The 20057-nt window shown below is 30.4% G+C and carries 28 protein-coding genes and 1 pseudogene; 14 read left to right on the forward strand and 15 right to left on the reverse strand.

Features of this window, described 5'->3' with window-relative positions; genetic code table 11:
• Nucleotides 1–57: 57 nt before the first annotated feature.
• A complete protein-coding gene (locus tag B9N71_RS05725; RefSeq protein WP_085164727.1) occupies nucleotides 58–687 on the reverse strand; it encodes a TetR/AcrR family transcriptional regulator in 630 nt (209 codons plus the stop codon).
• Nucleotides 688–867: 180 nt separating this feature from the next.
• Here B9N71_RS05725 and B9N71_RS05730 point away from each other — a divergent pair, with 180 nt between their 5' ends.
• From B9N71_RS05730 to B9N71_RS05760, 6 genes are all read left to right on the forward strand, one after another.
• Nucleotides 868–2076 (forward strand): Tm-1-like ATP-binding domain-containing protein, encoded by a 1209-nt coding sequence (locus tag B9N71_RS05730; protein WP_085164729.1) that lies wholly within the window; start codon nucleotides 868–870, stop codon nucleotides 2074–2076.
• A gap of 16 nt (nucleotides 2077–2092) precedes the next feature.
• Nucleotides 2093–2923: a phosphoenolpyruvate hydrolase family protein gene (locus B9N71_RS05735; RefSeq protein ID WP_085164731.1), complete on the forward strand. Its 831-nt coding sequence runs from the start codon at nucleotides 2093–2095 to the stop codon at nucleotides 2921–2923.
• 403 nt (nucleotides 2924–3326) lie between these two features.
• Nucleotides 3327–4064 (forward strand): hypothetical protein, encoded by a 738-nt coding sequence (locus tag B9N71_RS13235; RefSeq protein ID WP_208610445.1) that lies wholly within the window; start codon nucleotides 3327–3329, stop codon nucleotides 4062–4064.
• Nucleotides 4065–4509: 445 nt separating this feature from the next.
• Nucleotides 4510–5019: a hypothetical protein gene (locus tag B9N71_RS05750; protein WP_085164735.1), complete on the forward strand. Its 510-nt coding sequence runs from the start codon at nucleotides 4510–4512 to the stop codon at nucleotides 5017–5019.
• Nucleotides 5020–5082: 63 nt separating this feature from the next.
• Entirely contained in the window at nucleotides 5083–5484 is a 402-nt protein-coding gene (locus B9N71_RS05755; protein ID WP_085164737.1) for a hypothetical protein, read from the forward strand.
• Nucleotides 5485–5493: 9 nt separating this feature from the next.
• A complete protein-coding gene (locus B9N71_RS05760; protein ID WP_065589784.1) occupies nucleotides 5494–5778 on the forward strand; it encodes a hypothetical protein in 285 nt (94 codons plus the stop codon).
• Nucleotides 5779–5917: 139 nt separating this feature from the next.
• Here B9N71_RS05760 and B9N71_RS05765 read toward each other — a convergent pair whose 3' ends face one another.
• Together B9N71_RS05765 and B9N71_RS05770 are read right to left on the reverse strand one after the other, a co-directional pair.
• Nucleotides 5918–6808, reverse strand: coding sequence for a DUF4261 domain-containing protein (locus B9N71_RS05765; protein ID WP_085164739.1), 891 nt, complete (start codon nucleotides 6806–6808; stop codon nucleotides 5918–5920).
• 92 nt (nucleotides 6809–6900) lie between these two features.
• Nucleotides 6901–7782 (reverse strand): DUF4261 domain-containing protein, encoded by an 882-nt coding sequence (locus tag B9N71_RS05770; protein ID WP_085164741.1) that lies wholly within the window; start codon nucleotides 7780–7782, stop codon nucleotides 6901–6903.
• A 178-nt stretch (nucleotides 7783–7960) separates the two neighbouring features.
• Here B9N71_RS05770 and B9N71_RS13240 point away from each other — a divergent pair.
• The 5 genes and pseudogenes from B9N71_RS13240 (at nucleotide 7961) to B9N71_RS05795 (ending at nucleotide 10076) form a co-directional block, all read left to right on the forward strand.
• Nucleotides 7961–8350, forward strand: a pseudogene (locus tag B9N71_RS13240) (DoxX family protein).
• Nucleotides 8351–8544: 194 nt separating this feature from the next.
• A complete protein-coding gene (locus B9N71_RS05780) occupies nucleotides 8545–8763 on the forward strand; it encodes a DUF7710 domain-containing protein (RefSeq protein WP_065589781.1) in 219 nt (72 codons plus the stop codon).
• Nucleotides 8764–8914: 151 nt separating this feature from the next.
• Nucleotides 8915–9271: an Imm10 family immunity protein gene (locus B9N71_RS05785; protein WP_065589780.1), complete on the forward strand. Its 357-nt coding sequence runs from the start codon at nucleotides 8915–8917 to the stop codon at nucleotides 9269–9271.
• Between the two features lie 22 nt (nucleotides 9272–9293).
• Nucleotides 9294–9521 carry a hypothetical protein gene (locus B9N71_RS05790; RefSeq protein WP_065589828.1) on the forward strand — a complete coding sequence of 76 codons (228 nt, stop codon included), beginning with the start codon at nucleotides 9294–9296 and terminating at the stop codon, nucleotides 9519–9521.
• Between the two features lie 222 nt (nucleotides 9522–9743).
• On the forward strand, nucleotides 9744–10076 hold the full coding sequence (locus tag B9N71_RS05795) for a hypothetical protein (RefSeq protein ID WP_085164743.1): 333 nt from the start codon (nucleotides 9744–9746) through the stop codon (nucleotides 10074–10076).
• Between the two features lie 18 nt (nucleotides 10077–10094).
• Here the strand turns inward: B9N71_RS05795 and B9N71_RS05800 are convergent, their stop codons facing one another.
• From B9N71_RS05800 to B9N71_RS05855, 12 genes are all read right to left on the reverse strand, one after another.
• Entirely contained in the window at nucleotides 10095–10712 is a 618-nt protein-coding gene (locus B9N71_RS05800; RefSeq protein WP_085164745.1) for a hypothetical protein, read from the reverse strand.
• Between the two features lie 174 nt (nucleotides 10713–10886).
• Complete coding sequence (locus B9N71_RS05805) at nucleotides 10887–11246, reverse strand: hypothetical protein (RefSeq protein ID WP_085164747.1); 360 nt, start codon at nucleotides 11244–11246, stop codon at nucleotides 10887–10889.
• A 172-nt stretch (nucleotides 11247–11418) separates the two neighbouring features.
• Entirely contained in the window at nucleotides 11419–12540 is a 1122-nt protein-coding gene (locus B9N71_RS05810) for a leucine-rich repeat domain-containing protein (RefSeq protein WP_085164749.1), read from the reverse strand.
• 63 nt (nucleotides 12541–12603) lie between these two features.
• Nucleotides 12604–12996: a DUF2750 domain-containing protein gene (locus B9N71_RS05815; protein WP_085164754.1), complete on the reverse strand. Its 393-nt coding sequence runs from the start codon at nucleotides 12994–12996 to the stop codon at nucleotides 12604–12606.
• 277 nt (nucleotides 12997–13273) lie between these two features.
• Nucleotides 13274–14155: a hypothetical protein gene (locus B9N71_RS05820; RefSeq protein WP_085164756.1), complete on the reverse strand. Its 882-nt coding sequence runs from the start codon at nucleotides 14153–14155 to the stop codon at nucleotides 13274–13276.
• Between the two features lie 127 nt (nucleotides 14156–14282).
• Nucleotides 14283–14594 (reverse strand): DUF7716 domain-containing protein, encoded by a 312-nt coding sequence (locus B9N71_RS05825; RefSeq protein WP_085164759.1) that lies wholly within the window; start codon nucleotides 14592–14594, stop codon nucleotides 14283–14285.
• Nucleotides 14595–14634: 40 nt separating this feature from the next.
• Nucleotides 14635–15120, reverse strand: coding sequence for a hypothetical protein (locus tag B9N71_RS05830; RefSeq protein ID WP_085164761.1), 486 nt, complete (start codon nucleotides 15118–15120; stop codon nucleotides 14635–14637).
• A gap of 147 nt (nucleotides 15121–15267) precedes the next feature.
• Entirely contained in the window at nucleotides 15268–15627 is a 360-nt protein-coding gene (locus B9N71_RS05835) for a hypothetical protein (RefSeq protein WP_065638937.1), read from the reverse strand.
• Nucleotides 15628–15686: 59 nt separating this feature from the next.
• Complete coding sequence (locus B9N71_RS05840) at nucleotides 15687–16151, reverse strand: hypothetical protein (protein WP_143422057.1); 465 nt, start codon at nucleotides 16149–16151, stop codon at nucleotides 15687–15689.
• Nucleotides 16152–16351: 200 nt separating this feature from the next.
• The gene (locus tag B9N71_RS05845) at nucleotides 16352–16729 is read right to left on the reverse strand and encodes an Imm8 family immunity protein (RefSeq protein ID WP_085164763.1); all 378 of its coding nucleotides are present in this window, start codon (nucleotides 16727–16729) and stop codon (nucleotides 16352–16354) included.
• Nucleotides 16730–16816: 87 nt separating this feature from the next.
• The gene (locus B9N71_RS05850; RefSeq protein WP_085164764.1) at nucleotides 16817–17410 is read right to left on the reverse strand and encodes a hypothetical protein; all 594 of its coding nucleotides are present in this window, start codon (nucleotides 17408–17410) and stop codon (nucleotides 16817–16819) included.
• A gap of 184 nt (nucleotides 17411–17594) precedes the next feature.
• The gene (locus tag B9N71_RS05855) at nucleotides 17595–18047 is read right to left on the reverse strand and encodes a hypothetical protein (RefSeq protein WP_085164766.1); all 453 of its coding nucleotides are present in this window, start codon (nucleotides 18045–18047) and stop codon (nucleotides 17595–17597) included.
• A gap of 127 nt (nucleotides 18048–18174) precedes the next feature.
• On the opposite strand from B9N71_RS05855, the gene B9N71_RS05860 reads away from it, so the two are divergent.
• The 3 genes from B9N71_RS05860 to comJ all read left to right on the forward strand — a co-directional run bounded on the left by B9N71_RS05860 (nucleotide 18175) and on the right by comJ (nucleotide 19994).
• A complete protein-coding gene (locus tag B9N71_RS05860) occupies nucleotides 18175–18675 on the forward strand; it encodes a CPCC family cysteine-rich protein (protein ID WP_085164768.1) in 501 nt (166 codons plus the stop codon).
• Nucleotides 18676–18753: 78 nt separating this feature from the next.
• Nucleotides 18754–19188 carry a hypothetical protein gene (locus B9N71_RS05865; RefSeq protein ID WP_085164770.1) on the forward strand — a complete coding sequence of 145 codons (435 nt, stop codon included), beginning with the start codon at nucleotides 18754–18756 and terminating at the stop codon, nucleotides 19186–19188.
• Between the two features lie 323 nt (nucleotides 19189–19511).
• Nucleotides 19512–19994 (forward strand): competence protein ComJ, encoded by a 483-nt coding sequence (gene comJ / locus B9N71_RS05870; protein ID WP_085164772.1) that lies wholly within the window; start codon nucleotides 19512–19514, stop codon nucleotides 19992–19994.
• The last annotated feature ends 63 nt before the right edge of the window (nucleotides 19995–20057 follow it).

Raw genomic sequence — 20057 nt, forward strand, 5'->3', positions numbered from 1 at the left:
ATTGCACTTCATGTTTGAATCCAAGTAAAATTAAATAACAGACTTTTTGAGCTCCAATCAAATTTTCGATGCTTCTTGTTTGGCTTGATGAATGATGGCTTTAGCTATCCATTGCGATAGTGATATTACATTTTGATCATCAAGTCCCCAGATATCCTTGAGTACCATAAATATTTCAGAACCGTAAATAATTGAAATAGCATAAACTACTTTATCATAAAGCTCATTTGGTAGTTCAGCTTTGAGTGGGGATAATATTGTTGTAAGAGTTTCTTTACGATTACCTCGTACCAATTTTTCGGTTTGTGGTGATAATGATGACCGTTCTGTTGCCCACTGTTGTAATGAAACCCTTAATGCTGCACGTAGCGCCCCTTCATGCTTTAGCATTTGAGGAAAAGCAAAAGCTAAAAAATCATTAATACGTTCTTCTGCATTTTGTTTTTTTGATTGCCAACTAAAAATAGGTTCTAATGAACTTTCTACCACAGCTGTAATTAGAGCACTTTGTGTTGGAAAATAGCGGTATGCTGTTGCTCTAGATATACCCGATTTATCAGCAAGTTCAGTTATGGTAAGCTCACAGCCTTGTTCTAATGCTTCTAATGCAGTATTAATTAAACGCTCATAAGTCCGTTTTTTTACGCCAACATATGTTGGGTGCGATACTAAAGTTTTCTCAGTCATTAGGAATATATTTATATTTATCGTAATTTTAAATATGATACTGCATTTTAATAAATTAGTTAAAATTTATCATTTCCTAAAAAAATGAGACTTAAATCTCATTTTTGATATATAATGTATGACAATTAATCACCCTTTTGTTACAAATATTTACCTAATTAACTCATTTAGGAGTAATAAATGGCATCAACTAGTACAATTTATTTGGTTACTACATTAGACACCAAAGGGCAAGAAATCGTTTATATTAAAAATATTCTTGATTTAAAAAATCTCAACTGCAAAATTATTGATGTTTCTACACAATCTCATCAATTTAATCATTTAGCAACTATCACAGCAGAAACCGTCGCTAGTTACCATCCAGACGGTAAACAGGCTGTTTTTTGTGGCGATAGAGGTAAAGCAATTGTTGCAATGGCCGAAGCTTTCAAATTGTTTCTGATGACTCAAAACGATGTAGAAGCCATACTAGGTTTAGGTGGTTCAGGAGGAACTGCATTAATTACTCCAGCCATGCAATCATTAGCTGTAGGAATTCCTAAACTAATGGTATCAACAATGGCATCTGGTGATATTTCTGGTTATATCGGTGCAAGTGATATTGCAATGATGTATTCAGTTACTGATATTGCTGGAATTAATGTCATATCTAGGAAAGTTTTAACCAATGCAGCTAATTTTATTGCTGGCTCAATTCTATTTAAAACCCAAGATACGATTGAAGATAAGCCTGCAATTGGTTTAACTATGTTTGGTGTCACAACTAAATGTGTTCAATCTGTATCAACTAAATTAAACGGGCAATATGATTGTTTGGTTTTTCATGCAACAGGCAGTGGTGGCAAAGCAATGGAAAAACTAGCTGATAGCCATTTATTGCACGGTGTGCTTGATATTACAACAACGGAAGTATGTGATTATTTATTTGGCGGTGTTTTAGCCTGCGATGAAGATCGTTTTGGTGCCATTGCAAGAAGCCAAGTACCTTATATTGGATCGTGTGGTGCACTTGATATGGTAAATTTTGCAAGCCCTGATACTATTCCTCAAAAATATCAAGATCGCCTATTTTATCCACATAATCCACAAGTGACATTAATGCGAACAACGCCAGAAGAAAATCAAAAAATGGCTAATTGGATAGCAAATAAACTTAATCAATGCCAAGGTTATGTCACTTTTATTATTCCTGAAGGTGGTTTTTCTGCTTTAGATATTGAAGGTGGTGCTTTTTGGTCACCAAAAGCAAATCAAGCATTTATTGATGAATTTGAAAAAACCTTTATTCAAACTCAAAAAAGAAAGTTAATAAAAACCCCTTATCATATAAACTCACCGCAGTTTTGTGATCTTATCATCAATGAATTTACAAAAATAATGAAATAAATATTTGGAGAATATTATGGGTAGTCAACGCACTCAATTGTTAAAAAAATTCCACGACATGATAGCTAAAGGTCAACCAATTATTGGTGGTGGAGCTGGTACAGGATTATCAGCAAAATGTGAAGAAGCTGGTGGTATCGATCTTATTGTTATCTATAATTCAGGGCGTTACCGTATGGCAGGTAGAGGTTCATTAGCAGGATTACTTGCTTATGGCAATGCTAACGAAATTGTAATGGATATGGCTAAAGAAGTATTACCAGTAGTTAAAAATACGCCAGTACTAGCGGGTGTAAATGGCACAGATCCATTTTGTCAATTTGACCAATTTTTAGATAAATTAAAAGAAACGGGATTTGCTGGCGTGCAAAACTTTCCAACTGTTGGACTCATTGATGGCAACTTCAGAGCAAACCTAGAAGAAACAGGAATGGGATACGCTTTAGAAGTCGAAATGATCCGCAAAGCACATGAAAAAGATCTACTTACAACACCTTATGTATTTAGTGAACAAAATGCGATCGATATGGCTAAAGCGGGTGCAGATATTTTAGTACCTCATATGGGACTAACGACGGGGGGGAGTATTGGTGCAGAAACAGCATTAAAACTAGCTGACTGTGTGCTACTAATCAATCAATGGGCAAAAGCGGCTAAAGCAATTCGCCCAGACATTATTATTTTATGTCATGGTGGTCCTATTGCTACCCCTGAAGATGCTGAATATATTTTAAAAAATTGCCCTGAATGTAATGGATTTTATGGAGCAAGTTCAATGGAACGTTTACCAACAGAAATTGCACTAAAACAAACGACAGAAAGATTTAAATCAATTCAACGACACTAACAATAATATAAGCAATAACAGCGCAACTAATGTATCGCGCTGTTATTTTTTTAAGAGAAGTGAAATTCGTTAAACTTTATTCTGATTGAAACATTATATTATTAATATCTACGCATATTTGTTATATGGCAATTTAAATTTAACAGAAACCCTAATCCTATGTAAAAATATGCATAAAAGCTTTAACAAATAAGTAAATAGCAAAACCACCAACCACTTTCAAAATTATCTTCGATTTGAAATAATTGTTTAATAATACTATTTAGATAATAAAAAATGAGATTAGTCTAACAATTCCTTCTCAAAAAGATTAAAATTGATAAATATTATTGATAAACTGGCAAATATTTTTACCAGTTTAGGCTTAAATTAATCGCAAAGTAATAGTACTAAGCAGGAACAGATGAACACTCCCCCAAAATGGTTAAGGTTGTTAATTGATGAGAATTGCTCATTTGAACGACTATTAGCCAAACTTACGAAAGCCTTTAACTGTACATTTACTTATAAAAATGATAGTGGTATTGCTAAAGCTAAGTTAGATGATTTTACTATAATAATTCATGACAAAATTGATCGTACTTTTGACATCGTCCTTAATCCATCTTATATTCTTACATTCATGATTACAGAGGATAAATCTCCTAATTACCACGTTGAAAAGCATATTCAAACAACCTTAACCAATCATAGTATTATCTATCAACACTCACAAACCAAAGATCATGCCTATCCCATTGAACTTCCTTTTTGGCAAGCGCCCAACGATGACATTGTCATAAAATCCAAAGGCGATGCTTTAACCGCCTATTGTAAAATATGGTATAAACCTGCCAAGTATTCTAAATTTACGGGTATATTTCAGTTTTCTAATGTTTGGGCAATGCATTTTGAGCGAAACAAACAGTGTGCTTATTACAGTCATTGTGATAGCGATGATGTTAATTCTTGTTATTGGGTTGTTCCTGAATCATCATGGCTTGAGCAATTAGTCAATGAACGACAAACTCATTTCCCTAATTGGCAACAATATGATCGCGGTGACTATTGGCATTACATTATTCAAAGTGATTCATTCTACGTAGAAATCATCGCTAAACAGATCAAAATATCAAAAAAGCAATTAAAAGGTATTTTTTAAGATAAAATGGCAATATATAAAGGTCAAATCATAACTTGATATTCAATATACTATGAATCATCTAAATTTTTTTATAAACAACTTTATAAAGAAAGATAAAAAACAACGATATCACTTTCTCATTAATGGAAAGTGGCAGAAATTTGCCAATAATATCAAATATCTTGATAAACATTTGAATCACCATTGTGTAAGAATCGATAACAATGCTTTTGAAAAATTTGCTCAAATTATAAAACACTATACCATTAAATCAGGATATTATTATGATGCCTATACCAATGGGATGGAAATATCAACCCATTGTCTAGATAATATTCATGATGATAGCCTACTTATCTGCTCTGATAACAATATTGCATTTTATTTTCATCATGATAATTGGATATGGTTTTGCCAAATAAAACCTTAAGCAGCATTATAGATAAAACAGGTAACCCAAAATATGCACTCATTCAATGATATAAATCAACTTTTAATCGACTGCATTAATCTACAGGATAATTTATTAAATAAACTCTATTTATTAGCTAATCAGCCTAAAGCCGTTGAATTAATTAAAACACATTTAACCCAAAAGTTTGATCCCTTGTTATTACACTTGATCAAACAATTTCCAGAAGCAATCAAAATAAGCTTATTACCTGAAATTATCAACATTATGCAATATTTAGATGGCAATACAAAATTATGCCAAGAGATTATTTTAAGTATCAATACACAGTGGCTAGAAAAACATCTTTGGAATTATATTATACCTATTTTAGGGCAACAGAATTATGAAACATTTGGTATATTGATGTATTTATTCAATTCATTTAGCCAGAAGTTATCAAAAAAATTGGCTATTTTAGCTTTACAAAGTAACGATAAAGATGTGCAAGAAATCGGTGAGTTTTATTTATCAAATAATAGATGCCTTTTGGATGATGCTCGAAGTAGCTTGATATGCTGATTACAACAGAATCGTTAAAATCATTTTTTAAGTTAATTGTACAAAGTAATAAAAGGATTAATCATGCAGGGGTTTTTTGATAGATTAATGCTTGGTGAACTAAAGGATGTAATGATCGCTGGCTATATTGATTATGCTACCCTACCGATTTTTCACCCATTTTATGACAGATTATATTTTATTATTGATGAAGTTATTTTTGAGTTATATCTCAGTGAAGCAGGTATTATACAATATAATGAATTAACAGAAATTAAAGCATGGTTTACTTTAGATGATGATGACCATTTTTCATTGATGTCAATTTATTCACAATTATTCAAAACTGAGCAGGCTGTAATTATCACCGATATAACATACTCATCAATACCCTTCTCCTCAATGAGTATAAGTTACGTCAATGGTCAAGACTGCGGTAATTTACTTTTTGACCCAAATCATTTTTTTGGTTTTACATTTTTATAAAGGTTATAAATGTTAGATATTATTGATTTTATTGAATCATCATATAAAGATAATTCAGAGTTAAAACACAAACTAGAATTAGTCAAAAAATTAATTACCTACTTGTCTGAACATGATATCGACAGAACTGTTGGTGAGATTATACCTATCTTGGGCTGTAATACAGGTTATAGTGAATATCGAATCATTAATGACTGTGAATCGGATAACCCTTCACTGTGGTCTGAGTACCAATATAATGGCGAAAAGGTAAGGCTGAATTCTGGCGATATTGTACTCACAATGAAAAAATAAATTTTTGATAATGGGTTAGCACTATCAATAAGTAAATTAAGCAATAAATTAAGTGATAAAATGAATATAAAAAAATAAACGCACTATTTAAAAATAGACGTTTATTTTATTAGATTAATTTTGCTGGCAAGTTAAGTATTTATGCAGTTGCATTATTGCTATTTATTTCAACCACCAAAACATGACCTTGATCTTTCAAAAAGTATTCATCATCTTGTGGAGCGCGTAATGACATCATTTTATCATCACCCACCTCCATGGTATCGCCTGGCCTCATTGTTGCACCGCTATCACGCAAATACTGTAGGATATTGCCAAACATTTCAAAATAATATTCCCCCTCATCATGGCTATTGGCTAATACAGCAAAATCAGGCAAGCCAAAAATATCCGCACCATAAGTACGCATCCATACCCCTTTAACACCCTCTACCTCATATTTCACAAATCCACAAAAGAACGAGGGTAAGCAATAGCGTAAACTATCAATTCCATCTTTATCTGTAACCAATTTGCGAATAGTATTTATCGGTAGCGAAGTATGTCCATTTCCGTTAATCACAGCTAAAGCATTAAACTCCTCCAAACCAGCTGCTAAACGGGTTAAAGCAAGGTATTGCTCAAGTACATCTTGCTCATACCCAACATAATATAAAATTAAATGGCTATCATTATTGCGAATTTGCGCTTTGATATCCTGATTATAATGTGCAGGTGCAATACAAGTTTCTAATACCTCTGCAGGATATGGAGCATTGATACCGAATAGCTTAATCACGTGTTTTCCCCAACCAACTAAGATATAGCATCCATCATCTAACTGCCCCAATGGCTGTTGGCATTGGATATCTTTCATAGAAGAATCTATATTACGTAATTTATTTAATAAATTATTTTCATCAAAACAAAATTGTCCTTTAAAAACGACTCCTAATGCTAACGGTTCTTTAATCTCTGGATTTTCAACCAGATTCCCGCTTGCTTGTTGTTGCTGTGTTTTTTTGCCAAATAGGCGTGAAAAAATATTCATTTACTATTCCTTAATATTAAGTTTTTCTAAAATCTATTATTATCAATAAGGATACTAACCATTATATTAATAAATCTGATTTATACTAAAGATTACTCAACAAAGTATTCCATCACCAATACCATTCCACCATTTTGTAAAAAAGATTCTTGTACCAATGGATTACGCAATAACATTTTTTTGCCCTCAGTATCTTCAGTAGTATGACCTGCACGTATCATTGCCCCACTATCCCGCAAAGAAAGCAATAAATTATTGAACATGTTCATATATTTTTCTCCATCTTCATAACTATTAGCTAATATAGCAAAATCAGGAAAACCAAAAGCATCGGCACCATAAGTACGCATCCATATGCCATCAAAATGGTCAACATTAAATTCCTCAAATCCAATAAAAAATAAAGGTAAACAATTACGTAACAAATACACGCCTTTTTGTTCGGTTGCCAGTGCACTGGCAACATGAGTTGCTAAAATTTGATGAGCTTTTGCATTAATAAGAGCGCACATATCACTATGTTCAAATCCAACAGCAAACTGTGTTAGAGCAACATATTGTTCAACTAAATCCTCTTCAAAGCCAACATAGTACAACATTATATGGCTTTGATGATGATAAACTTGTTGTCTAAAATCTTGCCTTTTTTGACTACTTTCAATACAAGGTTCTAAAATTTCGGCAGAACAAGGGGAATTAAAGCCAACGATTTTAATAATGTGCTTACCAAAGACTGCATGTATATCAGCTCCATCAGCTATTTGCTCAATTGATGATTGCAAACTAATATTTTTCATTGATGAATCAATTTTGCGTAATGTTTTTAATAATTTATGTTGATTAAAAGAGAGTTTGCCATTGAATAGAACGATCAAAGATAAAGGATTTTCAATAGAAGAATTTGGCACAAAGATGTCATCTGATTGCTGGATTTCATTATCACCACGCCTAAACAAGCGAGAAAATAACCCCATTTTATATTCCTTATTAAATTCATCTTCTATTACCTAAATAGCACAAGCCTAATTGGGTACGGTTTTGTATACATTATATTTATATTGTAGAGTATTTAAAATACCAAACGATCAATTTTTTAACAAACATATCTTGGATGATTTTTAAGCTCATCGACTAAAACATCGATTAAACAACATTGCATCACTTTTATTACGTATAGCGTTAGGTATTATGTTTTTGGCGCATGGGTTAACTAAACTTCTTGTTTTAACCCCCTCTGGTACAGCTCAATACTTTGAATCTATTGGATTTACAGGATTTGTTGGTTATTTAACAATTGCTTTTGAAATTGCTGGTGGCGCTTTATTACTTTTAGGAATTCTAACTCGTATAATCAGCTCACTCACTGTTATTCAGATGATTGTTATAAGTTTTATTCATTCAACAAATGGCTGATCATTTAGCAATACAGGTGGAGGTTGGGAATATCCTGCTTTTATGGCTTTGAGTGCATTTAGTCTTGTATTATTGGGGACTGGAAAAATTAGCGTATTACCTCAAAGATATCATTCATTAACAAAATAATATGATCCTTCTATTGAATTGAACTCTCTAAACAATAACTTCCAGTACAAATAAAAAATATAGAAATTGCTCGTATTGTTTACAGTAATTTGAGAAAATATTATAAACAATACAAGCAGTTCCCATAAATTATTGTTTATAACATTTTTATTATTAGCATGAAAAATACAAAGAAGAATTACAGGTGAAATAGTATGAAAGAATATAGTTGGGTTTGGGTTTTTAAGAGAGACAATATTTCAATGGTATCTGCGGTGTTTTCGTCCCTTGAAAAAGCAGATAACTGGGTAAAGCTTAACAAATTAACAGGCGTTTTGACTAAAATGCCGATAGATATTGGTGGTTATGATTGGTGTATACAAAATAGTGCACAAATGCTTGAGCACTATCATTACCAAGAAGGTATTAGATAAAGTTATATTAAATTGTTAGGTTTGTTTAAACTCACTTTATTAGTAATAGCAAAATTTTATAAATACTATAATTGACATAAATCTTACCAAGAAAAATGATATTTAAGAAAATCAGAATATTAATAATATGATAAATAATGAAATAAAATTCTTGGCAACAAATATTAACTGTTATACCGAAGATCAAGTATTAATTATTGGTATCAGCAACGATCTAATATTTCCCAACAATTACTTAATATTATCTAGATTTGATGAAGATGAAGGTGATGTAGATGAATCAATAGGTATTCAAACTCATCTAACCGAAATCGAAGTAGCTAAAGCAGTTAAAAGTATCGTTTTGAAAAAAAATACACTTACCATAGAGATAAATAAACATAAAACCGAGCAAATACAGGCTAAAAAAATTATTATTGAATTTAATGAACTAGATAACACGTTGTTAATTAAATATATTAACGATATTTTCTCAGATAGTTCAGCAACTGTAATTATTAATGTATAAAAGAAGAAAAAAGAAAAATAACATGCTTTATCAACAAGAATTTATAGCTTGTATCACACAAAAAATATCTGAAAAACAGGACCTGTTAGACATTAGAAAATCACTTGTTTATTTTAAAAACAAAGGCATGTCCAAAAATTGTATGTATGTGTGCTTGCAAAACTTAACATATCCTAATAGTGAAGATATTATTTTAGAATTAATGGATTTTGTAACAGGTTTTTGTCATTCTGATTTGGCTGTATACTAACATCAAAAAGAATAGATGTAGCAATTATCAAGATATAAGTATTTACATCAAATCACCCACATTGCATAAAATGATACAAGTGCGTATGTAAATGTAATAAGCTATTCTTCTTCTGATTTAAATAAAGAAATATTTTCTATAAATCGGTTTATTAGAATTCGGAGACAGAATCAACCTTACCCTTTAAATAACAAATTCAAAAAATCTAGGATGGGATCCTTAATGAAATTTATTTATAGAAATGATAAAACAAAATCGCTTCATTGGGAATTTTGTGAGAAAAATAAAGCTCCTTTTATAGAGTTAAGTATTATTAATCATAAATTCACTAATATCTTTTATGATATAAGCAATTATCATATCTCTTTAGAAGAAATTTCTGATGATATAAAAAAATTATATTTAGCTTACATCGAATTTTGTATGCTTTCCGATCCTATAATTGAAGATTCGTATAACCAATACTATTTTTTTAATTTAATCGTAAAAAGTGAGCATGCTAATTTTTTAGCAGAAAAATTATATGATTATCTTTTATTTAGATTAAGCAATTAAGTTAGAATATTTCCACTATTAGTCAGGTTTAATTAAATAGTAGTCAAAACAGTTAGGGCAATATTTTTCTAGCCAATTTTTGGCTCTTGCACTAATAAAACAGCCTAGTATTTCAATTCCCATAAAAAAATCAGAATCATCAAGTTCGTTGCCAACAAAAGTAATATATTCCGAAGGGTTTTGCATATCGATAAGTTTATTTTTGTTTAAATGAATTTGGCTTTCTATACTAGACAAGTAATAATCTGGCATATCCTGATTTAATTTTACATCATTAATGCCATCAAAAATTAAATCCACTGGTTCATATAGATCATCTAAATAATCAGTTATATCTTTATTCACATCCCATTTTGTCCAATCAAGATTAATAATTTTCTTTTTTTCTATTTCATACAAAAATTTAATGCCTTTTAATGAGGAATTTTCGATTAGTTCCTTTATTTCTTTTGTAAAAATAAAGTTATTACTTGAAAAATAAGCTTTTGGAGTAAAAGGTCCGGTACGTTCGATAGCAATAGACTGCTTATTTTCATCCCAAGGTGTTAACCCTGTCCAAAGTATATCGCCCCAGTCGCCCCAAGGGGGGGGTTTATTTTCAATTAAGAATAGGAAGCGCTGATCTTTTGATTTCATGATTATGTACTTTTACATTGACACCCAAATAAACGTGTTATGACACTAGAAATAACAGCCTATATTCCATAGATCACTTAAGCTTTTTGTCAGACAATTAATTTATTTTTTTATCAATGCTTATAGCATTACAAAAACGGTTGCATAGTTATTACATGCGCAGCTATATTTTTGTTAAAACATGGTCAAGCAAAAATCACTATCTATGAAACGATACTCTAGCCAGTTCCCAGATTTTTTACTGTATCCTTGTAATATAAAATTATTTTGTTCAAGCGATATTTTCTGAATATATTCAAAAAACTCTAATTCATGTTTGAATAACGTTTTCTGTTCAAAGCGATTATTCAAATGATTAACGATAAAAACATTTGCTTCAAAAAATGACCAATTAAAAATCGATAAACAAACATTAGTTATGTGTTGTTTTGTCTCTAATTGGTAAACTGATGCAAAATATATCTTAATTTTATGAGAAAATATTTTAGTATCCAAGATATTGCAATCAGCTGTTTCTATATGTTGTATATTCATTTTTTAGCAGCTTAGTTTGTTTTAAACAATAGATTGCTTTAAATCAACAATATTATCGTAAATATCTAAAGCGCTTATTACCTAATCATATAGAAGAATGTGATTGGTATAATATTACTTTATCTGGCGATATCATTGAGTCAATTAAGAAGATTTGCTTTTTTAACTTATCTTAATTTACTCTCAGTGACGGTTTATTAAGCTTTATAGTTAACTCTTTGATACATTCATTCGCCATTTTTTTATATTGTATCGCATTTTCTTCAGAATAGTTTTCATCCACCATTTTTTCAAAATCTGCAAGTGTACCAAAAAAGTTCGTTGCTTGAATTGCAAATGCTCCATTAGCCCAACAAGCAAAAATAGTTTGTGAGTCATCTTCGCCAGTTTTACGATAAGCTATATTCTGTATTTGAGCTATATCCAAATGTATGCCACGACCAACAGATAAGTTTTCGGGTAATGATGTGATTTTGGTTGACTGTATATTTAAATGTTCACCAACAAATAAATTTTTAGGCAATGCTTGAATTTCTGTATTCGCTAGACTTAAATACCCGCCTACAGATAAATGTTCTGGTAATGTTTGGATTTTTGTATTTCTTAAATTTAAATAACCACTAACAGAAAATTTTTCGGGTAGTTGTTTGATGTTTGTATTTCTTAAATCTAAATCACCACCGACTGTTAAGCCTTCAGGTAATGATTGAATATTTGTATAGGCTAAATCTAGATCGCCACCAACAAATAAGTTTTCAGATAATTTGTTGATCTGACTATTGATTAAATATAAATCCCCACCAACTGATAAATTTCTTGGTAGTATTTCAATTTCTGAATTTTCTAGATTTAAATTACCACCAATCGATAGGTTATCAGGTAATTCTTTGAGCTCTGAAAAGACAAGATCTAAATCGCCACCAATTGATAAATTTTCTGGTAATGATTGAATGTCTGTATTTCCTAGATATAAATCACCGCCAATAGATAGATTGTTAGGCAGTTCTTTGATATGTGTAAACGATAAATATAAACTACCACCTACAGATAAATTGTCGGGTAATAATTGAATTGCTGAATCTGTTAAATCTAAATCACCACTAACAGAAAAATTTTTAGGTAGTGCTGCAATTTTTGTATAAGCTAAAATCAAATCGCCGTTAATCAATAAATTATCGGGTAATACACAAATTCCTTTTTTTGTTAAATTTAAATTATTATTAACTATGATTTTATTATCGTTAATACAGTATTTTACGCCTTTTTTGTTTAATAACTCCAAAAACTTTTCCATTATATCTCGCATAAATAATAAAGGTTGTGATAATTTTATTTTTATCCTGATATCAATATAAAATTACATATAATTACTACATTCGTGTTCTAAATCAAGCAGTAAACTTTCAGCATCAACAACTGGAGTATTAGATAGCCCCGGAACTGAGAAAATACCGACTTGAGTCCCTTTTGATGATAATTTAGGCAATAAATCATCCATTATATAATCAAGAGATAATGCTTTTGGTTTGTAATTTTCCCAACCATCTATAGCACAATTTGCAGCATATTCACGAGCTGGCCATAATATAAGAACTTCACTATTGTCACCATTTATGCCACTCAAGGCAAAACCATCATAATCCAAAACCCAAGCTTTTTCGTTATCAACAATTCTTTTTATAGAATAAATGTATCTCTCTTTGCTACCTTTATTTGACATAGCTTCGATTTCTTTGGCTGATACTTTCATAATTAGTCCTCATATTTTTTGCTACGTTTGGCAAGCATAGATAATAATAATTATCATGTCAATGTTGAAAATTTGTATAAATTAGAGTATTGAAATACAGTATATTGATATCCGTGCTTTTTTATAACCTGTTAAATTTTAAAATAAAATGAAAGCGTGATTTGAAATGACTGTCCACTAAAATGAGGACAGTTCACATTATTTAGTAATATTCGGCATTGTAGTCATTTTGCCGATCTTATTGGACTAATCAAGGTAGAGTGTTTTTTATTTTATCTTAATTTACTATCGGTAACGGTTTATTAAGCTTTGTACTCAGCTCTTTGATACATTCATTCGCCATTTTTTTGTATTTTATCGCATTTTCTTCAGAATAGTTTTCATCAACCATTTTTTCAAAATCGGCAAGTGTACCAAAAAATTCCATTGCTTGGATTGCAAATGAGCCATTAACCCAACAAGCAAAAATAATTTGCGAGTTATCTTCGCTAGTTTTACGATAAGCTATATTCTGTATTTGATCTATATCCAAATATATGCCACGACCAACAGATAAAGTTTCGGGTAATTCTTGAATTTCTGTCGATTCGATGTTTAAGTGACCATCAACGGATAAGTATTCAGGTAACCTAGTCATTTTGGTAAATTTCAAATCCAAATCACCTTTAATAGAAAAGTGTTCTGGTAATGCTTCTATTTCTGTAAATCCTAAGTATAAATTCCCACCAACTGATAAGTTTTCGGGTAGCATTTTGATGTTTGTCACTGTTAAATTGAGATCACCTTGGACAGATAGGTTTTCTGGTAGTGCTGTTATGTTTGTTTTTGCTAAATTTAGACTACCACTAATCGAAAAATTCTTAGGTAATGCTTTGATTTCCGTATTTGTTAAATATAAATAGCCACCAATAAGTATATTTTCAGGTAATTTTTTGATTTCTGTATTTGTTAAATCTAAATCACCACTAACAGAAAAATTTTTAGGTAGTGCTTCAATTCTTGTATAAGTTAAAATCAAATCCCCGTTAACAAACAAGTTTTCAGGTAATGCTTTAATTCCTTTATTTCTTAGATTTAAATTACCATCAACTGTGATCTTATTGTCTTCAATGAGGTATTTTATACCTTGTTTATTTAGTAATTCTAAAAATTTTTTCATAATTTCTCTTTAGCGATAAAAACTGTTTTAAATAGACTACATTAATGCGGTTAACAACGGTAAATTTTACTACTACAGATTTTTGCTTAAAAACGGAAAGACCTTTTTTTGACCTTCCCATTTTGGATTAATCCAAAAAATCATCATTTTCAAGGTAATAAATAATAGCATCTAATAAATCTTTTTTTGTAGCATTAGGATGATGTTCAAGTTTATTATCGATAATGGCTTGAAATATCGGATATTCTAACCATGCATCATATTTATCAGGTGAATCATCCATTTCATCAAATTCATCTTCCGTCTCTGCAATGTAATAATTGGCATTTTTAATGCAATTGATCTCATTTATAAATTCAGGTTCTACAAAAAAAGACCACGGTTCATTCAAATTTTTATAAATACGGAACAAATTATCAATTCCTCTTATAGTTTTCATTCATAATCTCCAATTATTATTTACAATAAATTGTATCTGGCTATTTTCTGCCATCATCACAACCATCGTCTTTATTTATTTCATTATTCCACTCTAAACTGACTTGCTCATCATAGCATGGTGGAATTTCTTTATCTAGAACAGGTAAATATTCGCCGTTTATTATATTATATGCATGTTTTCTATAAGGATACTTAGATATTATATTTTTAATATCATCATACAAATTTTCTTTTTTTAACCAGACGTTACCACATTCACCACACCCAAAAAATGGAGGGATATCTTCAATATAAGATACTATACCCGTACATGTTTCTTTAGGGCATCTTAACCCATTAACAACAGGGATTTGTTTATTGTCTAGGTTAGTTAACCGCATTGGATTAAAAGCATAACTCATAAAACAATAATGGCACTGTATCATAATGAATTTCATGTTTTTTTCACGAGAAACTAAGATGAATCGGTCTTGCTCCTCTGATGCTATAAATGCTTTATTACAATTATCGCAGAATAAATTCATACCGACCTCTTTTAATTAGTACCAAATAAGGGATATTCTTTTAGGATACTTGTGTAAATCTTTATTATTGACGAAATAATGGGTTTTTATGATGTACAACCATATTATCAGCCAATTTTCCTTCCAAATTATTACAAACGTTAATAACTATTTGTAGCTTACTTCACATTGACCAATCACATCAAAAATATGATCATAAGTACTTAAAACATAATGTTCATCTTGTTCCTTATCAAATACTTTATCGAAACAAGATTTTTGTACCAACTGATATTTTGATTCATCAATCATCGTAATAGTTAAACTTTTTATATTTTTAAATTTAAAACAGATTAAAGCCTCGCCTTCTAATCCTCTGCTGGGTTGGCAATGTGGTAACCACAAAGAAGCTACTACCTTTAATTCCAGTGGAAACATATCAAATATGATGTCTTTTAATATTAAAGCGTCTCTTCCATATATTTCTCCATAGATTGTTTCAATTGCCTGATTGTTTACTTCTGGCATTTTATTTTTCTCCTATTTCGACTATTCCAAGCTGTCGTCATGTAGTTTAATTATTATTTTTAATTGACCGATAAACCGAATGAAAACAACAGTGCTAAAACTGATGCTTTTTTATCCTCGAAACCAAAAGCCGAGGAATTTATATCAAAGGTATATAAAAGCTCATTTTTGTTTAACAACACAAAATGATAATCATGTAATATATCAATCAGTTCAGGCAATATTTGATAAATATCATCATTACAATCAATAACTTTATTTTCATAAAATAAAAAGGCATAGGCCGATACTAAAGATAAATATAAATACATTGATTTATTATGATAATTAAATTTTAGCGATATACATACGTCATAGTTTAAATCAGTATTATCTTCTACTTTAAATAAAGCATGGATATCATTTAGTAGACATTTATATTTTAGGGAGTTATAGGATTCCATCACGAAATGGAAATCTGGGTTGCTTAAATCGCCATATGCTTTTTGAAGTGCATATAAGATCTTTTCTCTTTGAATATGCATTAATATTAAAACTCCCATTTTATGGAATACTTATGTACTTCACTTTTGCAATCCACATGAATGCTGGTTTTAGTTTGCACGTTCCCATTAGGCTCAGTCTCAACCGAACTATTTTTACTCAAACCGCTATAAAGGATCACTTAATAAATTGTGCTAATTACTCATCACCACATATTCATAATTAGCATATTTTTTTAGGGTTATTTCATACCATCATATTCCCAATAAAAACTACTGGCTAATTTATCCAAGGCTTGTATTTCATCAGTGGGATTTATCAAAGCAAGCTGCTGATCTATTGTGCGTCTAACCTTATTCCAATCGTATTGGTATAGTAACAACATTTTATATAATTTAGGTTGTTGCATTCTATCGTTATTTAAATTCATTATCCCTTCTGGAGTGGCAATAATAATTGAATAAATATCTGTTTCATCCTTTCCTGTAATACCAATATTCATTTCTAATAAGTAAAATACTGCATTGTCTTCTGGCTTCCATCGCCAAGGATCATGTATATCTGGGGACCAGTAATGTTTCACTTCAAATTTTTGTTGCCTAATTTTTAATTTATTCATGATATATCGCTTGAGATTTTGCTAGTTATGGCAACCCGATAGAATTATTATTAAATCATATCGCCGTGTTGCCTGTTAGTTATTGGTTTATGTTGATTGCTCAAAAGTCATATATGTATTTTTATTTTCATCTAAAAATATATATAAATAGGTAATATCATGGCTAATTTGGGTTATATCTAATTGACCTATAAAAATTAACGGTTTGTTATCTACGGTTGGCCAGTTTGGGGATTGAAGCCATTTAGGTCTATTTTTTAAAAACTTAAAATCTTTCTTAATTTCTAATTTTAACGCTCTTTCTAATTCAACTCCAACTTTATCCCGATGTTTATTCATGATTAAATTAAAGTATGGTTCAGTTAAATTTAACCAACTTGGCTCAACTTTCATAAATAGCTCATACTTTTTTTTATGTTCATTATTTAACGAGAAGTTAATATTTCTTTTAGCGAGAAACTTTGAAAGTAAATCTTTACTATCGAGTTCACCTGATGGCAATAAAATATCAATTTCAATAAGATATAAAAATGCGTTTTTATATCTGCTGGTATAGGGGGGAATTTGATTCTCTTCAGATAGAAGATCTTCAATATCCTTATTATAATAAAGTTCTTTTTGAAAATCCTGTGGAGAAAGCGAGCCTGCCAAATAGCTTTTTATAATATCGATAGAATTCATTTTTTATTACCTTTTGGGTATCGCAACAGATCAAGGGCAACATTTCTTTTTTTCATGTAACTCAATTTTAATTGATTAAATTTTGAGATCTTCTTTTGAAATGTTATCTCTATTTTTTCCTTATATAATCAATAATAATCATATAGTAATTGATGACGATAAACAAATCACACATTATTCCAATTCAAAAAATGACGCCCTTTAATGTACTGGATATCACCGCAGGCGATAAGTCAGCTTGCTGATAAATTATAGTGCTTCCACTACAGAAGTGGATTTCAATTTGTTCTATATTATCTATATGGTTTACTGTATGCTCAGGCAATAGTTGGATAATATTAGCTGGTAATAAAGCATTAAAATTTGTTTTCATTATTCCATAAGTATCATGGATAGCGATACCACTAACTTCATGGTTATCTTCAGATAAATTAATGAGTTCATAGCCACTATGTTCTTTTTTATCAACACCTATTTCTATATCAAAAAGTCCGATTTTAGCCGTGTACAAAATGGCTGATTTCATTGTTTCTATTTGGCAATGTCGAAAAAAAGCATCTTGCGCTAAAGCAGGCAGGCACTTTAAAAAGCCGCCATTGTTAATAATATCAATAAGATCAATATTTAATCTTTCCATATTTCACATTCTATCTTTTTTATTGTTCCAGTTTTTCATTTATCATAAGCATAAAATAAAAAGTGAGGTAGTGATCAAACTGTATTTTTGATAAATTAGATAATTTATCATTGTTCACTTTAACTCAATGAAGACGCTCAGCCGAAAACTCGCTTTAACACTGTTAGCTATCGAAATGATTGCACAATCTTCAAAACAGGATATTGAGAATATTCTCTTTGCAAATTATCTTGATAAAGAAGGCCAACCTTTAGCATATAACAATATTTATGATGATGCCATTGAGCAATTTTTATTAGGCTATTTTGTTGGCATTAAATTGAAAGGCTATTCTAATCAATATCTAAAACAATATATTAGTGCTTTATACCGTGAACCTATTACCATTATAGGGGACGAAGATATCTTGCATGCATGCCCTTGTTGCCATTATTTAACCTTAACTCATCAAGGACAATACGATGTTTGTCCATTATGCTATTGGGAAGATGACGGCACACAAAATAATGAACTAAACCATTATAGTGCAGTTAATCACTCAACATTAAGCAAATATAAAGCAATATTCGACAAACAAAAAGCTACGTTAACAAATATTCCGTATAAATTAGCTAATAGACATTTATAATACTTGCATCAAATCTAGGTTTGATTATGCAATAAATTAACCACGCTTTTGGAGATTAACATATAAAAGAGTGCTTAGATGACAAAAATATTAGCGTTATGGAATAAACAAACATTACCTATAAAAGACGGGATTTACTTTTCTACTGGTGAATCGATATCCCTTTCAACCCAGTTTTATCCCCAATTATTAATTAAAAAAGGGAAACCATTCAATCTTAATCTTTTTTTGGATAAAGATCCTGATAATATCACTAATATAGATATCACAAAAAAAATCACCATAACTAATGGTAATCAATGCTTTTTAGGTGAAGGAAGTTATGGTTCAGAAGGGTTTATTGCCTACTTAACGCCTAAAGATGATTTAAAATGGGTGATCTATTTCGAAACATCAAACCCATTCATTAATGCAACTGAATTGCCAAATCACTTTCTTATAGTGGAATCAAGTGCCGATTTCAAAATAGTGATTGAATTAAATAACCCAATAAATCTTATTTTAACTAAATAAGATTTATTATATTGTTTTTACCCATACAAATAACGCCAAATAACACATGAGGCTAAAATAAATGAGAAACCTGAAAAAGTAATATATGCTTTAACAAAGATATGGCATAATCACCCAATATTCAAAAATCCAAAAGAAAAATAGAAAACAAAAGCCTAGATGGCTTATTAATTTTTACAAAATGGTTAAACCACATAAAGCAATTTTAAGTAAATGCCTTATACATTATTATTTGCGAATTATTTTTATAATTTGATATTAACAATCTGGCAATTTCCTACATTTAATTTGATGATTTTATGGTATGTAAAGGAATATCTCTGATGGAGAAAAACAAACAACAGGTTGTAGATTTATTAATATCTCATAGTCAAATTTTAGTCAGATCTAGACCATACAGTGAAGAATTATCGCAATGGGGTAAACAAAATATTGCACAAGGTGCAGTTATTCATAAGGATTATGTCATTTTTGACCCATTACCTGATGATGTTTTCGGTGCAAACGTTTTTTTAACCTTATCAGATAGTTTTACAATGGATAACCAAACCCAACGATGCATTGTTGTTCCCTTTTACACACATCCCAAAAATACGATTGAGGTTGCCTCTGCCACAGAAAAATTTACTATTAACCTACAATTAGATGCACCATTATATTCACTGTATTATGAAATCTGCGAAGGTGATGAAGTTTTTTATAAATTTACCTTTATACCTGCACTTGTACCAATCACAGCTCACTACATTATTGATGACCAATGGGGTGGCAAAAAAGGAAAAATACTCCAATCGGGTAAAGTATAACCATCTTCAACCTAATTAACACTAATCAAAGCATAAAAATAAACCAATAAGAACTAAATTGTT

This window comes from Gilliamella bombi (assembly GCF_900103255.1).
GTDB classification, from domain to species: Bacteria; Pseudomonadota; Gammaproteobacteria; order Enterobacterales; family Orbaceae; genus Gilliamella; species Gilliamella bombi.

Bases quoted from the DNA above. Each gene is read 5' to 3' on its own strand.
- B9N71_RS05805 (WP_085164747.1), bottom strand. From the start codon at position 11,246: ATGAATATACAACATATAGAAACAGCTGATTGCAATATCTTGGATACT.
- B9N71_RS05760 (WP_065589784.1), top strand. From the start codon at position 5,494: ATGTTAGATATTATTGATTTTATTGAATCATCATATAAAGATAATTCA.
- B9N71_RS05725 (WP_085164727.1), bottom strand. From the start codon at position 687: ATGACTGAGAAAACTTTAGTATCGCACCCAACATATGTTGGCGTAAAA.
- B9N71_RS05790 (WP_065589828.1), top strand. From the start codon at position 9,294: ATGCTTTATCAACAAGAATTTATAGCTTGTATCACACAAAAAATATCT.
- B9N71_RS05765 (WP_085164739.1), bottom strand. From the start codon at position 6,808: ATGAATATTTTTTCACGCCTATTTGGCAAAAAAACACAGCAACAACAA.
- B9N71_RS05830 (WP_085164761.1), bottom strand. From the start codon at position 15,120: ATGAATTTATTCTGCGATAATTGTAATAAAGCATTTATAGCATCAGAG.
- B9N71_RS05750 (WP_085164735.1), top strand. From the start codon at position 4,510: ATGCACTCATTCAATGATATAAATCAACTTTTAATCGACTGCATTAAT.
- B9N71_RS13235 (WP_208610445.1), top strand. From the start codon at position 3,327: ATGAACACTCCCCCAAAATGGTTAAGGTTGTTAATTGATGAGAATTGC.
- B9N71_RS05815 (WP_085164754.1), bottom strand. From the start codon at position 12,996: ATGAAAGTATCAGCCAAAGAAATCGAAGCTATGTCAAATAAAGGTAGC.
- B9N71_RS05825 (WP_085164759.1), bottom strand. From the start codon at position 14,594: ATGAAAACTATAAGAGGAATTGATAATTTGTTCCGTATTTATAAAAAT.
- B9N71_RS05835 (WP_065638937.1), bottom strand. From the start codon at position 15,627: ATGCCAGAAGTAAACAATCAGGCAATTGAAACAATCTATGGAGAAATA.
- B9N71_RS05800 (WP_085164745.1), bottom strand. From the start codon at position 10,712: ATGAAATCAAAAGATCAGCGCTTCCTATTCTTAATTGAAAATAAACCC.
- B9N71_RS05855 (WP_085164766.1), bottom strand. From the start codon at position 18,047: ATGGAAAGATTAAATATTGATCTTATTGATATTATTAACAATGGCGGC.
- B9N71_RS05795 (WP_085164743.1), top strand. From the start codon at position 9,744: ATGAAATTTATTTATAGAAATGATAAAACAAAATCGCTTCATTGGGAA.
- B9N71_RS05860 (WP_085164768.1), top strand. From the start codon at position 18,175: ATGAAGACGCTCAGCCGAAAACTCGCTTTAACACTGTTAGCTATCGAA.
- B9N71_RS05730 (WP_085164729.1), top strand. From the start codon at position 868: ATGGCATCAACTAGTACAATTTATTTGGTTACTACATTAGACACCAAA.
- B9N71_RS05735 (WP_085164731.1), top strand. From the start codon at position 2,093: ATGGGTAGTCAACGCACTCAATTGTTAAAAAAATTCCACGACATGATA.
- B9N71_RS05810 (WP_085164749.1), bottom strand. From the start codon at position 12,540: ATGGAAAAGTTTTTGGAGTTATTAAACAAAAAAGGCGTAAAATACTGT.
- B9N71_RS05865 (WP_085164770.1), top strand. From the start codon at position 18,754: ATGACAAAAATATTAGCGTTATGGAATAAACAAACATTACCTATAAAA.
- B9N71_RS05845 (WP_085164763.1), bottom strand. From the start codon at position 16,729: ATGAATAAATTAAAAATTAGGCAACAAAAATTTGAAGTGAAACATTAC.
- B9N71_RS05840 (WP_143422057.1), bottom strand. From the start codon at position 16,151: ATGCATATTCAAAGAGAAAAGATCTTATATGCACTTCAAAAAGCATAT.
- comJ (WP_085164772.1), top strand. From the start codon at position 19,512: ATGGAGAAAAACAAACAACAGGTTGTAGATTTATTAATATCTCATAGT.
- B9N71_RS05850 (WP_085164764.1), bottom strand. From the start codon at position 17,410: ATGAATTCTATCGATATTATAAAAAGCTATTTGGCAGGCTCGCTTTCT.
- B9N71_RS05780 (WP_065589781.1), top strand. From the start codon at position 8,545: ATGAAAGAATATAGTTGGGTTTGGGTTTTTAAGAGAGACAATATTTCA.
- B9N71_RS05770 (WP_085164741.1), bottom strand. From the start codon at position 7,782: ATGGGGTTATTTTCTCGCTTGTTTAGGCGTGGTGATAATGAAATCCAG.
- B9N71_RS05755 (WP_085164737.1), top strand. From the start codon at position 5,083: ATGCAGGGGTTTTTTGATAGATTAATGCTTGGTGAACTAAAGGATGTA.
- B9N71_RS05820 (WP_085164756.1), bottom strand. From the start codon at position 14,155: ATGAAAAAATTTTTAGAATTACTAAATAAACAAGGTATAAAATACCTC.